Consider the following 14,998-nt stretch of genomic DNA (forward strand, 5'->3'; position numbering starts at 1 on the left):
CCGATTTGAAGTTTGCAGTTTCCGCCCCCGAAGAACGGACTTGAGGACATTATACATCAAAAGGACGCGGTTTTTATGACTTTTTGATTAGCCGTCTTTCCGTCATTCCCGTCATTCCTGAGAATCCACCAAGACGGGGGAGAGCAGGAAAGACGGGGGGTTGACTATTCCCCTTCATAAAAAAAATCGCTCATTGCATCCGCAAGCCCCGCGGTTGTGTGAACGCCCGACACCACCGAGGGGGTCAGCCCCTCCCGCCTGACAGTCCGCTCCGTTACCGGCCCTATGCATGCGACCGGCACACGGCGCAAAATTTCCGCTCCGTTTTTCAATATGCCGAGAAAACCCGTTACCGATGATGAACTTGTGAAGACCACCGCATCCGAAGAAGCGACCTCCCTTTGCGCCGCCGCGAGTTCGCTTTTTGAGTATTTCGGGGCGCGCGTCCGGTAACAGGCGGCGGTCTCAACCTTTGCGCCCATTTTCAACAGCCCCTCCGGCAGGGCGTCTCTCGCTATGTCCGCGCGGGGAATGAAGAAGGTTTTGCCGCGCACATTGCTCTTTTTCAGTTCTTCAAGGACGCCCTCGGCGGTGTATTTTTTGGGAACAATATCCGCCCGCACTCCGCGCCGCCTCAGGGCTTCGGCGGTTTTGCTCCCTATGCACACCGTCCCCGCGCCGCCGAGAGCCCTTGCGTCCAGCCCCCGCATATCAAGGCGCGAGAAGAAACGCTCAACGCCGTTTGCGCTCGTGAAAGTCAGAAAGTCGCATGACCGGAGGTTGTCCGCCAGTCTGTCAACGGGCTTCCATGAGGCGGGCGGAATGATTGTTATGCAAGGAAAACTGAACACCTCCGCCCCTTTCTGCTGAAGGAGGTTTATGAAATCCGCCGACTGCCCCGCCGGGCGGGTTACGGTTATCTTTCTGCCGAAAAGCGGTTTTTTCTCAAACCAGTTAAAGCGGTTTTTCATGCCCACCGCGCCGCCGACCATCACCACCGCCGGCGCGAGTCCGCCTCCCTCCGCGCGGACTTTGTCCGCTATGTCGCCCAGTTTCCCGATGACCGTTTTCTGCCGCCCCGTTGTTCCCCGCGCGGTTACCATCACGGGAGTTTTGCGCGGCTTTTTCTTTTCCATAAGTTTGTCCGCTATCTCCCCGATGTTGCCCGCTGACATAAGAAACACCGCCGTCTCCATCCGCGCGAGCGCCTCCCAGTCAACAGGCGACCGCTTGCCCGGCTTTTTATGGCCGGTTACCACGGCAAAGGATGAGTTAAAGTCCCTGTGCGTGAGGGGGACGCCCGAATATGCGGGGACGGAGTGAACCGAACTGACGCCCGGAACTATCTCCACCGGAATTCCCGCCTCAATGAGCGCCCCGGCTTCCTCCCCCCCCCGCCCGAAAACAAACGGGTCTCCCCCCTTGAGCCGGACGACTTTCCTCCCGCGCCCCGCCCGGTCAATCAGCAGGGCGTTTATCTCCTTCTGTTCAAGCGCCTTGAACCCTTTTTTCTTGCCCGCAAAGATGAATTCCGCTATTTCCGGCGCGAATTCAAGCAGGGAGTTGTTGGCAAGCGCGTCATAAATGACCACATCGGCGGACCGGAGCGCCTCCATGCCTTTGACCGTTATGAGGCCCGGGTCTCCCGGCCCCGCGCCGACCAGACACACCGCCGCCGCGCTTTTGGTTTTTTTTCCGCTTTTCATCGGGGCAATTACCAATAACAATGAGCGTGTTATTGTCAAGCGCAAACTTGACAATGCGGAGTTTGTTTTTACACTTGCCTCCGGCAGTTGCCAGTCAGCAGGAGGTGCTTACATTGAACGGAAAATTTGTTTGTTACATTGTCGCGGTTTGCGCAATGATTGTTGTTTCCCCGCCCGCCGCTATTGCGGATTGCGGCGACCACCACTCAAAGAAGGGCTGGTTTGAAAAATTCATGGGGAAAGGGGACCGTGAACACGGCCATGATCACGGAAAACACCGCAAGTGCAAGAAGAAGTGCCACTGGAAGAAACACTCCGCCGGTATGTTCTGGTGGAGAAGTTCTTTCACGAAAGAGGTTCTCCGGCTTGACGACAGTCAGGTATCCCTTCTGGATGAGATATCCAAGTCTCACCGCGAGAAGGTGATGGACGCCTACAACAAGGTTGCCGAGGCAAAAATCGCCTACAAGAAGGTGAAGATGTCTGGTTCTTCCACTGCGGGCGAAATAAGGGCCGTATGGCGGGCAAAGCACGAAGCGAAGATGGAGAAGGAGGCCGCAAAACTGGAAATGTTCCTTGAGATGAGGGAGGTTCTGACTCCCGACCAGAGAGAGGAACTCACGCTGATGAAGGCCCATAAAGGCAAGGGCAAGCGCGGTTGCGGGGGCAAAAAGAAACACTGACACCCCGCACGGGTTAAAGTGGGCCGCATTCGGTATTGCGGCCGGGTTGTTCCCGTCTTTTCGCATTGAAAAATATCCTGATTACGGGCGGAGCCGGGTTCTTCGGAGACCTGTTAAAGAAGGACCTGTTGCGTGAAGGTTTTGCCTGTGTAAGCATTGACCTTGAGCGGGACCCTTTCCGGCATCCCGGCCTGAAGGCCGTTCGGGGGGATATAAGGGACGTCTCCCTGCTGGATGCGATTTGCAGGGAGACCAGATTTGATGCGGTATTTCATTGCGCCGCTATTCTTGCCCATGCGGTCAAAGACAAAAACTTCCTGTGGACATCCAATGTGGACGGCACCCGCAACATAGCGGAGGTTGCAAAAAGGCACGGCATTCCGAGGGTTGTCTTTACTTCATCCAACTGCCTGTGGGCGAAAAATTTCGGCCGTCCGGTCATGGAGGATGACGAGCCGGAACCGGCGGAGATATACGGGCTTTCCAAATGGGAGGGAGAGAAGATTCTGGCGGAGTATGCCGGTGACTTCATCAATGTAACTTTCCGTTGCCCCACGATCATGGATGAAGGCCGTTTGGGACTGCTGGCGATTCTTTTTGAGTTCATAGACGAGGGAAGAAAGGTCTGGGTTGTCGGCGGGGGAGACAACATCTATCAGTTCATCTGCGCACGGGACTTGATAACCGCCTGCAAACTCGCCCTACGGCACGACAAATCCGGCGTGTTCAACATCGGTTCGGACAATGTCCGCTCTTTCCGGGATGTTTACGGCTATGTAATTGAAAAAGCCGGAACAGGTTCCAGGGTCGCCTCTCTGCCGAAGGCGCCGACTCTTCTTGCCATGAGGCTGGCTTACTGGCTTAAAGTCTCACTTTTGGGGCCTTATCAATACAAGATGATTGCGGAGGATTTTGTCTTTGACACAGGCAAGATCAAGGCGGAGTTGCAATGGAAGCCCACGCTTACCAATGAGGAAATGCTCTACAATGCCTACCTCTACTACCATAAGAACCTTGCCGATATAAAAGGGCGCAAGGATGTCTCCGCGCACAAACAGGCGGCGAAAATGGGTATCATTCGCCTGTTAAAGTGGTTCTCGTAACTTTTCGGGAACACGGGGATGATGCCGTGAAAGTTAAAGAAACGACAGCACAATCACCCGAAGCCGCAAGGCCGCAGTTGTTTCAGGCGTTGCGCATGTTGCTGGCCGCAGGCGCGGGAGTTGCCTTCTATGTGGGGGTTTTCACCCTGAAACGTCAGGTTGCGCCGGGCGGGAATGTTCTTGCCGAGTGTCTGATGATACTGATTGCCTGTATTCCTGCGGTGGCCGTCGGGCTGGCGCTACTGCACAGGAAGTCCGTTCTGAACCTTGCGGGAGCCATCGGCGCGGGGGTTGTGTTCTTTTTCGCCGCCGCCTGTTTCTGGTTGACGGTCCCCGCCATCTTTGACCGTTCCGTCACTCTGTATCTGATAAACCTTCTGGATAGCAATGAGCGGGGATTGACCAAAGAGGAAATTCGCGGTGAGTTCATCCATGTTTACTTCACCAAGAGCAAGGGAATTGAAAAACGCCTGAACGAACAACTGGACGCCGGGAGGGTGGTCTACGGCAACGGCCGCTACCGGATAACAGACGGCGGAAGGTTCACTATCTCCGTGGCTCGCGTCCTGAGCAGGTTATATTCTCTGGACTCAAACATTGTGGAGCGGAAAGACGGGCGGAAAGATGAGTAAAAAGAGAAACCGCAACGACACAAAGCGTCCCGCCGCGCCGGAAGCGGATAAACACACCGGGGCTGGCAAGTCCGCCGCGCAGACGGCGGAGCAACGGACGGACGGAGGAGGAAGGGCCTCCGGCATTGACAAGGGGGCTTTTACCGTCCTGCTTGAGCGGGCAACCGTCTGTTACATTGCGCTTCCGGCGTTTATTTTCATTCTGGGGCATCTCCGCCCGGTCTGGTCTCTGCCTTGCGCTGTTCTGTTGCTTGCGGCGGTCTGGTTTTATTTCAAAAACTCCGCCAAGTTCCCGCCCGGAGAGCGGACTTCAGACCTGATACCGCTCCCTTCGGTAATTTCCTTCAGGCACATCGCCTTGTGCTTGTTTGTTGCCTTTGCGGTTTCAAGCCTTCTTGGAGCGGGCGGATGGGGGCATCAGACATGGGACTGGCACAAGCACAACGCGATGCTGTCTTACCTTTCCCTTGAACAGTGGCCCGTGATGATTGAGGCGGAAGGAATCCGGCATACTCTTGTTTACTACACCGGCTACTATCTGCCCGCCGCACTTGCGGGCAAACTGTTCGGCTTCTCCGTTGCAAATCAGGTGTTGTTTGTCTGGACGGTCTTGGGCGTGTTTCTTTCACTGTTGTGGGTCTTTGTTTTTTCCCGCACAACCGCCAAGTGGATAATTGCTCTCTTTTTCCTCTTTTCAGGGCTGGATATGATGGGTGTTTTTCTTTTCGGCGAAAACAGGGGTCTCTTTAACTACCATCTTGAGGAGTGGTCGCGGCTGGAAATTCCGAGAAAACAAATCCCTTCCAATCTCGTGGGAATCAACTGGTTGCCTCAGCATGCGTTTTCAAGTTGGCTGATTGTCTCCCTGCTTATGAGCGGCATCGCCCGTGGAAGTTCCGTGAGGGGGTGTGTTTTTCTTGCCTCAATAGGAATGCTGTGGTCAGTTATGACGGCGTTTGGCATCGCGGTTCTCTCCGCCCTCTGGTGGTTTGCGAAAATAAGGGAGCCCGGAGAGTGGCGCCGCCCTCTGACCGCCCCCGAAAACCTGTGCGTTCTTCCTTTTGCTTTCTGTCTTCTCGCCTATCTGGGTTCGGGGGAAGTAGCAAGCGGGTTTGAATTTCTATCGGGCCAACGGTTTGGGTTTTTCCCCGTGTTTATTCTGTTGGAATTCGGGTTGCTTTGGGGTGTGGTATTTGCGGCGAACCGCCTCTTGAAACGGCGGGTGGAAGGGCGTTTTCTCGGAAGAGATTTGGAGTGGATGTTTTTGCTCTCTCTGCCCGCCGTGTGCGCTCTGTTCTGGCTTTGGGACGGCGACATGCAGAAAAATGCATCCATTCCCTTTGTTTTTATTCTCATGCTTGCCGCCATCCGGATGCTGGAATCGCATGGCTTGATTGAAGATAACAAAAGGTTTGGAAAGTTGGCAGGTTATACCCTTGTGCTGTTGGCGGTCGGCGCATGGACGCCGTTTGTTGAGGCGAACACCGCTCTTAACACAATCCACAGAAGAGGAAGTTGGCGGACCGAAGTCAAACTGGAGAGCATGGTAAACAATCCCAACATAGACACTGAAAGATATCTCGGAAGGCTGGATTCCTTTTTCAGCCGCCACATTGCCCGGCGGCGGGGCGGCGTGGACGCACGGCCCTGACCGGTGGAGCGGAAAGACGGGCGGAAAGATGAGTAAAAAGAGAAATCGCAAAGATGCAAAGCATCCCGTTGCCGCATTGCTCTGCAGCCCTGACAATCAAGAACCAATCAAGAAAAATCGGGGCTCATCCTCCGGACTTCACAGCCCGCTTGCAGAAGAGTTGCTACCTGCGAGGCGGTTGCGCTCTGTCTGCCTGTTATTTCGTGTAAAGGCCGGTAGTTAGGTGTTGTTTCAGCCGGGAATCAGAGATAGTAGCGATTTGTTGACTTTTTCTGACATGGTGTTGGCATCCCAATTGTAACCCGAAACCAATAGCGGCTTAATATCATCGGTGAAGGTCTTATCCTTCAACTTTTGGGCAAGGTTGTCTTCAAATTGCTTTCTGGTCACTTTGTTCCCTCCGTAATCCATGTATCTGTGAAAACTCTCAATGATTTTTCGGGGGACGGCATCCTTATGGTCAAGAGCGATTGCAAGATCAAAGAGGTCCCGTCCTTTCTTTCGCTGATAAAGCGCGCGAAGTTTAGTGCCCAATAATTCGTTCAGTTCGTAAGTGCGGATGGAGCACGACCCTCTATGCCATCGTGAGTCCACCGCGAACGGGAACTCTTTCAAGCCTTCAACTGTAAGGTGTTCCCTTGTGTTGATTTCAAGTTTCAGCCGCATCGGTCGCCCGTCTTCGGATTCAAACCGATACTTGTAAGTGATGCGCGCATTGCTCTGTTTATAGGCTGGTTCTCCCAACCATGGATCAAGGGTGTCATGGAGTGTTTTGTTGGAGTAAATGTTGAGCAAGGCGCGACTTATAACAAGGTCTTGTTCAACTTGCGAGTCATCCACCCACGGCGCATTGGCGCGCCACTCCGTAATGTAGCCGCGCGGAATCATGTGTCAGGCTCCGGCCTGTCATTCATGATTAGTTTCCAGTCACCCAGACGCGGGTCTCCGGCATCGGTCTTGCCCGGAATAAGATTGATGTATTCCCGCGCATTTTCGTGAACATACTTTCTAATTTCCGTCAAAATATCCGTTGCTCCGACAAGTTCCAGCAAATAGCCGAGGCGTTGGGTCCATGCAACCGGCGCGGTTGTCGCAACTTCCGCCAATGCCGCAGGGTCTATTTCGTCGCTTAATTCGGCAAGGACGGTGGCTACATGGTTGTATCCGCCAACGTGTTGCGGGTAACCCGCAAGATCAATGGCGGTAACTTCCGGCGTGGATATCCTCAACTCACCGCAGGGCGTATTGCGCTTGCGGGTCGGGACTTCATTGATGTTCTTCTTGGCGATGAACTTGACTTTTACTTTGCCGCAACGGATTGGCCTGTGATTCTTTTGCAGGAAGACTTGAAACTCCTGCGGCCTCTGGTGCGCCGCCCCGTAATACTGCGCGGCGGTCAATAAGCCGGCGTAATAAACCAGCCCCTTTTGCCGCATCAAATCCGGTATGAATTGTTCCGCCGGAAGGCATCCCAGAGACCTGTATTCAGGCGGAACGATAACATAGAATCCGCGTGCCGGAGACGCAATCCTCCCCTGCTTTGTCAGCCGATATAAAGCCTGTCTGCCCGCTTCCGGAGAGACTTTGAGCGCTTCGCATGCCTCTTTTGAGACGAAACTGCTACGCCCCCTTGAGGCCAGCATTTCAGTTAGATCTCTTGCCGCCATATGTTTTCCGCTTTCGCTTGCGTAAAGTAACGGAAAATGATGTTTTATGCAAGCGAAAACGACAAAAAGGGGGTTTCGGACTACCTCCGGCTCACTGGAGTCTGCATTTGAAACTGATAAAGACCGCATATCCTTCCTGGTCCGCCTGTCTGCGCTGACAGGTTTCAGCGAGGCGGTTGCGCTCTGTCTGCCTGTTGTTTCGTGTAAAGGCCGGTGGTTCGGTGTTGTGCCTCCCGAACTAACAAAGTATTCTGTTTCAGCGACTTAACACCATGGCTAAGACAAAACGCAGACAACGCCGTCAGCCAGCCCCCCCTGATGAGAATCCGCAAGAAGTGGCAAAGGGTTCGCCGGAGGTCGCGCCGGAAGCGGATAAACACACCGGGGTTGACAAGGCCGCCGCGCAGACGGCGGAGCAACGGACGGACGGAGGAGCGGGGTTTTCTGCATAAAAGAAGATGGGAAAGAAAAGAAAAACAAAAAGGCGTCATCAAGTCAAAACGGAACCGTCCGGCTCTCAATCCGGCGCCGAACAAAATCAGCGACGCACAAGAGCCGATAGAAAGCCGTCCGGCGGGCGATACGATGTTGTTTTTGCCGTTCTCCCGGCGCTAATCATTGTTCTGGCGGTGTTTTGGGATTGGATGACACGGTTGCTATCAGATGGCTGGCATGAAAACTCGGATGTTTCAATTTTTATGTTTGTCGGACAAAGGTTGCTGGAAGGAATTTTGAATTGGACGCAAGTGTTTTATGAAACTAAACCGCTTATAGTTCAGTTTCTTTTTGCGTTTCCGGCTCTCTTCAACAGTTACAATGTCTGGTATTTGATGAGCATGGGATTCTGCCTGATTGGGGCGTATTCCGTTTATGCCATAATGCGGGATATGTTTTCGGAGGCGAGGGGATTTTCGCGAAATACGAGTCGGTACGCCGGGATTTATGGCGGTGTTTTCACGCTGTATCTTTTTTCGGTTGCGTATTGGCCCCATCACATAAACGCGTCGGCTGTGTCCATGGCTTTAATCGCGGCGGTTTTAACAAAACGGTATTTAACAACAGCGCATTCCGGTGAAAAACGGAAGACGGCTATATTGTTTCTGGCTTGTTTTTGCGCGAGTGTGGCGGTCGGGCTTCGTCCGTATTTGCTGGTGTTTGTCGGTTTAATTCCCTTGTGGATTTCAATATCGGCTCAACTCAACGGTGAAAACGGCAGGATAAAATACCGTTCAACCGTCTGGTTTGCCTTTGTTTGGAACGCATGCGTCGGGCTGTTTGCGCTGTCCGTTAATGTTTTGCCCTATATTGTTACCGGGGAATGGGCTTCATTTACCGCCGGAATTGAAATGATGGATCAAAGGATTGCTCTCTACGGTTGGGAGTGGATTTTGAGTGAGTTGACCGTTGTGTATAACAAGTTGGGACTGTTTTCCACTTTGCTGTTTTTCTCGTGGGCGGCTTTTCTCATTCTCTTTCTGACGGGGGCGGCGAACCGTTTATACAACAGGGCGGTCGCCTTTGATTTGCTGATGCTGACGGCGATAATGCCGTTTTCCATTCTTGGGATGACATTTGCGAAGAATTTCTGGAATCATTACACGCATTTTTTTGCGCCGTCTATCGGCATCGGAGCGGCGTCTCTTTTCGTTTTGCTGGACGGCAAACGGACTTTCCGCTTTCTGTTCCGTTACAAAGCAATTGCCGTTATTCCGGCGTTGTTTTTTGTGTTCCCTCAGCTCACAGAATTGCGGACAAAATTTCATGATCATTATATGGTTCCAACGGTTCAAAACCTTATCGCGTTGCTTGACAGGCACAACTTGGACAAAAGCGATTTTCTCGCTCCATACAATCAGTATGTCCATGTCAGGTTAAATCAAGACAGGCATGGGTTTCAGAATGCCGCGCTTTCCACAGATATTACCGTTCGCGGGTGGTGGCAGGAAGTGAATATACCTCCGCATTTTCGTATTCCGACAGACTCTCGGGAATATTGCAAAATGCTGGATGAACGAGGCCCCAAAATGCTCGTGTTTTTCAAGTATATGGAGTACTTGGGGTATTTTGAGTATTTGAGGCAGGAAATATCTTCGCGCCATCTCGCAAACTGCAATTTCCGCAACTATGACCGTTATGACCTCAGCGACAGAGCCCGGTTTCCCTCTGATGTGGCGTATTATTTCATCAGACGGCATGGATTATAGGCGGTGGAAGGTTTGCTATCTCCATTGTCCGCATGTTGAGAATCTATACTTGTTAGATTCCGGCATAGTGGAAAGAGAAAGGAAAAAAGATGGGTAAAATAGAAAAGAGGAAGTCTGGCGAGCGAATCGTGCCACATGCATACCCTCCTGCGCAAACTGATAAGGCGGATTTGGATGTCGGCCATGGCATGCTGGAAGGTATCCTCTTACACCTGAAAACCAAGCCGCCGCTTGCTGTTTTCCTTTTTATTACCATCCTTTCCATGGGGTTGGTTCTGTTGTTTCACAGTCTGGCTCAGAAGCACTTCTATTTTATATACAAGATGCAGTTTGGATATGATTACGGAATAATTTACCGGGCTTCAGGGGAAATTCTTACGGGAATCAATCCGTATGACACCCTACAACAAAAATACGCTCCTTATCCTTTTCCTCCCATACCGGCTATATTGAACATACCGCTCACCTATATTTCTCATTCATTGGCAAGTGTGTTCATATCATTACTGACCTTTGTGTCTGTTGTAGCGTCTATATTTCTCATGCACAGGGTATTTACCCTCTCTATTAATCGGGTTGAAAACAAGGCAATGTTGTTGCTCATCGTACTGATTCCAATGTTTAGTTTCCCGTTCCATTTCCTTTTTGACAGGGGGAATTTAGACGGTTTTGTTATTTTGCTTACAAGTCTTGGAGTGTATTTTCTGACAAAGGAATCCAAACGCCAGGAAATTCTTGCGGGTTTATTTCTGGCGGTTGCCATTTCATTCAAGGTTTACCCCATCCTTATGGTTCTGCCGCTTGTTGCCATGCGCCGCTGGCGGAACCTTGTTTCCCTTGGCGGCTTTTTAATTTGCTTGATACTCATTGCCCCCAACTTGTGGATGGAGTGGTTTGAATGGACCACATCGACCAGAGTTTCAATGTTCAAAACCGGTGCAAACAGCAGCATGGCCAATACATTGTTTCATTTCGGAGAGCTATTTGGCTTGGGGTGGCCACTCAAGGCGGTTGCCATGCCGCTGTGGGGACTGTTGCTGTTTGCAATGTTCTGTTTTGATGCGGTAAAAATGCCGAAGTCTACTGTGAGAAAAGAGTCTGTTTTTGCAGGGCTCCTGTTTTACATACCGTTTATGGTGGCCGTGCCGGAACTGGCATATCACTATTCGCTGGTATGCGTTCTGGTTTTGTTGCCTGTCCTTTCCTATCTGTGGACAAATGCCACCCGCAAGGAGAGAAAAATTCTCTTGTTTATCACTGTGGGTTTGATAATGAACCAGTTTCAGGCATTCGCCTTTGAGCAACTACTTTCCGGTATGTCGCTTCCGCGCTGGATAACAGGCAGTTGCGCGGAACGTTTTTCGGGTGTTTGCTTTCCGCAATGGATACCCGGACTCGGCCTTTTTATTGTGATGACCGGTTGCGTGATATACAAATTACGGTATTTGTATAAACCGGTGACTGCGGACGGTTCCACAAAAGAGACATGATTATGAGAGGCATTTGTGGGTAAGAAACAAAAGACAGTCAGGCGTCAGCATCGTCAAATCAAAACTAAATCGTCCGGTGTGCAAATCGGCGCCATTCTCCCCGCATTAATAATCATTCTTGCGGTGCTGTGGGATTGGGCGATGCGGCTGAGTTCAGATGGCTGGCATGGAAATCCGGATATTTCCACTTTTATGTTTCTGGGGCAACATCTGACCGAAGGGGTAATGATATGGACACAGCAGTTGTTTGATGACAAACTGCTCGTAATCCAGTTGCTTTTTTCCCTTCCGGCCCTGTTGGGAAGTTACAAGGTCTGGTATTTGATGAGCATGGGTGCCTGTTTGGCAGGGGCATACTCCGTCTATGTCATTGTGCGCGATGTTTTTTCGCCGACGAGAGGGTTTCCCGGGCAACTGGGGTTTTATGCGGGGCTGTATGGAGGTGTGTTCACGCTGTATCTATCCTCAGTACCTGCACATGAACCCCATCACATCAACACGCTGACGGTGTCTATGGCTTTAGTGGCGGCGGTTTTGATGAAGCGTAGTGTGGGGCGGTCCGGTGTAGACCCAGGGACGGCGGTGTTTTTGGTAGCTTGCTTCTGCGCGAGTTTAGCAGTTGGACTTCGTCCCTATCTGTTTGCTTTCATTGGCTTGATTCCTCTATGGGTATCAATGGCGGCACAGATTGACAATGGGGATGGCAGGATAGATTACCGTTCAGTCGCCAAACTGTTTCTTTTGTGGAACACATGTGTGGGCTTGTTTTTGCTGTGCGTCAATGTTTTGCCTTATGTCATCACCGGGGAATTAGGTTCGTTCATTGCCGGAATTGAGGTAATGAGGGAGAAGGTTTTCCCTGAGGGTATGGAATGGATTTGGAAGTGGATGATTGTTATCTATAAAAGAATGGGGCTGTTTTCCACCTTGCTGTTTTTCTCGTGGACGGTTTTTGTCGTCCTCTTCCTTATAGGGCTGGCGGGTCGTTTCTATAAAAAGAAGGCGGCCTCCTTTGAGTTGCTGACATTGGCGATAATAGCGCCGTTTTCCATTTTTGCGGTGATTGTCACAAGGCATTTCTGGCCTCATTACGCTCAATTCCTTCTTCCGTTTATCGGCATTGGGGCGATGTCTCTTTTTGCTTTGGTTTATGACAAACATTATCTCCGTTTCTTGTTTCGTTATAAAGTAATCGCTGTTATTCCCGCATTGTTGTTTATGTCTCCCGCAGTAACGGAATTGTGGACGAAACCCAGACACCACTATATGGTGCCGACGGTTCAAAACCTGAGCGCATTGCTTGACCAGCATGGCTTGGAGAAGGGTGATTTCCTTGCGCCCTACAACGATTATGTGCATGTCAAGTTGAATCAGCACAAGCACAGGTTTCCAAGTGTTGCAGTTTCAGTGAGTATCACCATTAAAGGATTGCTACATAAAGCCAAATTCCCCGACAAATTCGGCCTGCCGAGGAACTCTTTGGAATACTGTCAAATGCTGGATTCAAGCGGTCCCAAACTGATAGTGTTTTTCAAGGATACGACATTCATTGGTTACAGTATGCCACCAACCCATCTTGCTTACTGCAATTTGCGCCATTATGACCGTTACGACCTCAGCGACAAAGCGCGTTTCCCGTCTGATATAGCGTATTATTTCATCAGGCGGTAGGACCTGCATGGACATGACCGGATTAATAGGCGGTGGAAGGTTTGCCATCTCCGTTGTCTGAGTGTTGAGAAGTTATACTTGTTAGATTCAGGTATAGTGGAAAGAGAAAGTAAAAAAGATGGGTAAAAAGAAAAAGAGGAATTTCGCTGGACGAAAGACGCCGCGCCAATCCGTGCCCCCTGCCGAGAGTCCGCAACAAGTAGAGAAATATCCGCCGGGGCAGCCCGCGCCGCCTTCAGATACGGATGTGAATTCGGGGTTTGCTTCGTGTCTGACGCAGACATGGAATCAAATAAAGAGGGGCAACTTGGTTCACATCACTTTGGCCTATCTGGCCCTGCCCATGCTCATTTTCCTGTTCGGCTGGCTGAAACTTATCTACGCCCTGCCTTTGTCCGCCCTGCTGGTTTTTCTTCTGGTTCAATGGGGCGGTGAAATCAAGGCGAATGTCAGGCCGAACCGCAAGGCGCTGGTGATTTGCGGTATTGTCGCCCTCCTGTGGACTGCCACCAGCGGCGCGGGCGGGTTTGGCTATCAGAACTGGGACTATGAAAAACACAACGCCATATTCAAGATGCTGATTTTTTCCGAGTGGCCCGCTCTGTTTGATGCCGACAGGACTCTGGTTTATACCATCGGCTACCATCTGCCCGCCGCCGCTTTTGGCAAGGTTTTCGGCTGGGCGGCGGCGAATGTCGCCCTGTTCACATGGACACTGGCGGGGGCATATCTGACTCTGCTCTGGTTTGTCCGCTTTGTGCGGGGGGGGTGAAGTTGCTGGCCCCGCTGTTTGTCATTCTCAGCGGCATGGACATTATTATTTGGCATATCTATCACCCTCAATCTCCGCCGCTTGGACAGCACATAGAGTTTGCGGCGGGAATGCAGTATTTTCAGTTTTCAAGCATGTCAACCCTGCTTTACTGGGTGCCGCAACATGGGCTTCCCGGCTGGCTGGGCGCGGCGCTTTTTATGCAGATGAAGGATGAAGCCGGATTCTACAGGCACAGCATGTTGCTTGGCGCCTGTATATTCCTCTGGTCTTTCTTTTCGGCATTGGGCCTCGCGTTGTTAATTATTGTATGGTTTGCGCTCATGCCGCAGTATATTCGCACGGCGGTTCTGCCGCCCTCCGCGCTGTTGCAACAGGCCGGCAGCGCTTTGCTGTTGCTGACCGTGTTCCTTTACATCTCCTCCAATAATCTTTCAATGGGATATGAGTTTTTTGCCGGGACGCTTACCGAGACGGGGCAGTGGCCGCGTTATGCCGCCTTTCTGGCGTTTGAATTTGCTTTGGTCGGCGTCTGTGCACTACTGCTAATTCCGCGTGGACGGAGAGGGTTGCTTGTAGCGCTGTTGATTATTCTCGCAATCCTGCCCTTGTATAAGGTCGGAATTCTTAATGACATAGCAATGCGGACATCCATACCCGTTTTGTTTGTGTTCTGGTGTGTGGTTTTGGACAGTTTGTCCAACAGCCGGGGCAACCGTTTTACCGCCGGAACTTTGAAGGGCTTGATTATGTTTGCCATTCTTGTAGGCGCGGTTACTCCCGGTATGGAGATATATAGGTCCTTGGCCAACTACAGGATTTCGCTTCCCCGCCTTGAGAATGTGAAGGATGTGGACAAGGTTTGGATCTCCCGCCTTACCGCGCTTTATATTGGTCATCGGCAAAGTTTCTTTTTCCGCAATCTCGCGCAGGACACAACCGGCAAAATTGGCATAAGGGATGAGAAATGACAGGCAACCGTTTTTTCAATATCTCCCGCAGAGGTTAACTTGAGCGCATTCAGAGTTCACATCTACCTCAGCGACAAGGCGCGTTTCCCGTCTGATATAGCGTATTATTTCATCAGGCGGTAATTCCGCCTTCATTGCCGTTCTGCACAACCACCGCGCTGCGGGTAATAATCTCCCGAAACGCCGGGCCGGTTTTTGCCCAGTCCACCACATCAACTTTGAATACAAGGTCTGATTCATCAAACGCCTCGGCGAGCGATGCTTCAACAGACAGAGATAACGGGTGTTCACCTATAACGGCGAGATCAAGGTCCGAGTATTTCTTTGCCTTTCGCTTTGCGCGTGAGCCAAAAGCCAGCACTTTCCTGTCCGGCACATGGCGGCGCAGGATGCCGCGCACAATTGCCAGATGGTCGGGCCGTATGTCCAACAAAGCGTGCGGGGGACT

14 protein-coding genes are annotated in these 14,998 nt (G+C 51.5%); 10 read left to right on the forward strand and 4 right to left on the reverse strand.

The annotated features are described in order from the left end of the window. Positions 1-164 precede the first annotated feature (164 nt). On the reverse strand, positions 165-1,706 hold the full coding sequence (cobA, locus tag OXF42_05350) for a uroporphyrinogen-III C-methyltransferase (GenBank protein ID MCY4047516.1): 1,542 nt from the start codon (positions 1,704-1,706) through the stop codon (positions 165-167). 113 nt (positions 1,707-1,819) lie between these two features. Here cobA and OXF42_05355 point away from each other — a divergent pair, with 113 nt between their 5' ends. The 4 genes from OXF42_05355 (at position 1,820) to OXF42_05370 (ending at position 5,775) form a co-directional block, all read left to right on the forward strand. After that, complete coding sequence (locus OXF42_05355) at positions 1,820-2,389, forward strand: Spy/CpxP family protein refolding chaperone (protein ID MCY4047517.1); 570 nt, start codon at positions 1,820-1,822, stop codon at positions 2,387-2,389. A 65-nt stretch (positions 2,390-2,454) separates the two neighbouring features. After that, positions 2,455-3,492 (forward strand): NAD-dependent epimerase/dehydratase family protein, encoded by a 1,038-nt coding sequence (locus tag OXF42_05360; protein ID MCY4047518.1) that lies wholly within the window; start codon positions 2,455-2,457, stop codon positions 3,490-3,492. 26 nt (positions 3,493-3,518) lie between these two features. Further along, the gene (locus OXF42_05365) at positions 3,519-4,124 is read left to right on the forward strand and encodes a hypothetical protein (GenBank protein MCY4047519.1); all 606 of its coding nucleotides are present in this window, start codon (positions 3,519-3,521) and stop codon (positions 4,122-4,124) included. Then, on the forward strand, positions 4,117-5,775 hold the full coding sequence (locus OXF42_05370; GenBank protein ID MCY4047520.1) for a hypothetical protein: 1,659 nt from the start codon (positions 4,117-4,119) through the stop codon (positions 5,773-5,775). The genes OXF42_05365 and OXF42_05370 overlap by 8 nt, the downstream gene beginning before the upstream one ends. 231 nt (positions 5,776-6,006) lie before the next feature. Here OXF42_05370 and OXF42_05375 read toward each other — a convergent pair whose 3' ends face one another. After that, positions 6,007-6,663, reverse strand: coding sequence for a nucleotidyl transferase AbiEii/AbiGii toxin family protein (locus OXF42_05375; protein ID MCY4047521.1), 657 nt, complete (start codon positions 6,661-6,663; stop codon positions 6,007-6,009). After that, entirely contained in the window at positions 6,660-7,442 is a 783-nt protein-coding gene (locus tag OXF42_05380; protein ID MCY4047522.1) for a type IV toxin-antitoxin system AbiEi family antitoxin, read from the reverse strand. The genes OXF42_05375 and OXF42_05380 overlap by 4 nt, the downstream gene beginning before the upstream one ends. Before the next feature lie 272 nt (positions 7,443-7,714). Between OXF42_05380 and OXF42_05385 the strand changes: the two genes are divergently transcribed. From OXF42_05385 to OXF42_05410, 6 genes are all read left to right on the forward strand, one after another. Then, a complete protein-coding gene (locus OXF42_05385; protein MCY4047523.1) occupies positions 7,715-7,894 on the forward strand; it encodes a hypothetical protein in 180 nt (59 codons plus the stop codon). 294 nt (positions 7,895-8,188) lie between these two features. Beyond that, positions 8,189-9,646, forward strand: coding sequence for a hypothetical protein (locus OXF42_05390; protein MCY4047524.1), 1,458 nt, complete (start codon positions 8,189-8,191; stop codon positions 9,644-9,646). An 89-nt stretch (positions 9,647-9,735) separates the two neighbouring features. After that, entirely contained in the window at positions 9,736-11,136 is a 1,401-nt protein-coding gene (locus tag OXF42_05395) for a glycosyltransferase family 87 protein (GenBank protein MCY4047525.1), read from the forward strand. Positions 11,137-11,151: 15 nt separating this feature from the next. Further along, a complete protein-coding gene (locus OXF42_05400; GenBank protein ID MCY4047526.1) occupies positions 11,152-12,807 on the forward strand; it encodes a hypothetical protein in 1,656 nt (551 codons plus the stop codon). Positions 12,808-13,129: 322 nt separating this feature from the next. Further along, a complete protein-coding gene (locus OXF42_05405) occupies positions 13,130-13,579 on the forward strand; it encodes a hypothetical protein (GenBank protein MCY4047527.1) in 450 nt (149 codons plus the stop codon). Next, positions 13,576-14,550, forward strand: a complete 975-nt coding sequence (locus tag OXF42_05410) for a hypothetical protein (protein ID MCY4047528.1) — start codon at positions 13,576-13,578, stop codon at positions 14,548-14,550. The genes OXF42_05405 and OXF42_05410 overlap by 4 nt, the downstream gene beginning before the upstream one ends. Positions 14,551-14,662: 112 nt before the next feature. Here the strand turns inward: OXF42_05410 and OXF42_05415 are convergent, their stop codons facing one another. Next, a complete protein-coding gene (locus OXF42_05415) occupies positions 14,663-14,980 on the reverse strand; it encodes a nucleotidyltransferase domain-containing protein (protein MCY4047529.1) in 318 nt (105 codons plus the stop codon). Positions 14,981-14,998: the final 18 nt, after the last annotated feature.

The sequence above is a fragment of the Candidatus Dadabacteria bacterium genome (assembly GCA_026708565.1).
Classification (GTDB): domain Bacteria; phylum Desulfobacterota_D; class UBA1144; order Nemesobacterales; family Mycalebacteriaceae; genus Mycalebacterium.

What these genes read in the sequence shown, in the direction of transcription:
- cobA (MCY4047516.1), bottom strand. Translation starts at nt 1,706, where the DNA reads ATGAAAAGCGGAAAAAAAACCAAAAGCGCGGCGGCGGTGTGTCTGGTC.
- OXF42_05370 (MCY4047520.1), top strand. Translation starts at nt 4,117, where the DNA reads ATGAGTAAAAAGAGAAACCGCAACGACACAAAGCGTCCCGCCGCGCCG.
- OXF42_05375 (MCY4047521.1), bottom strand. Translation starts at nt 6,663, where the DNA reads ATGATTCCGCGCGGCTACATTACGGAGTGGCGCGCCAATGCGCCGTGG.
- OXF42_05380 (MCY4047522.1), bottom strand. Translation starts at nt 7,442, where the DNA reads ATGGCGGCAAGAGATCTAACTGAAATGCTGGCCTCAAGGGGGCGTAGC.
- OXF42_05385 (MCY4047523.1), top strand. Translation starts at nt 7,715, where the DNA reads ATGGCTAAGACAAAACGCAGACAACGCCGTCAGCCAGCCCCCCCTGAT.
- OXF42_05395 (MCY4047525.1), top strand. Translation starts at nt 9,736, where the DNA reads ATGGGTAAAATAGAAAAGAGGAAGTCTGGCGAGCGAATCGTGCCACAT.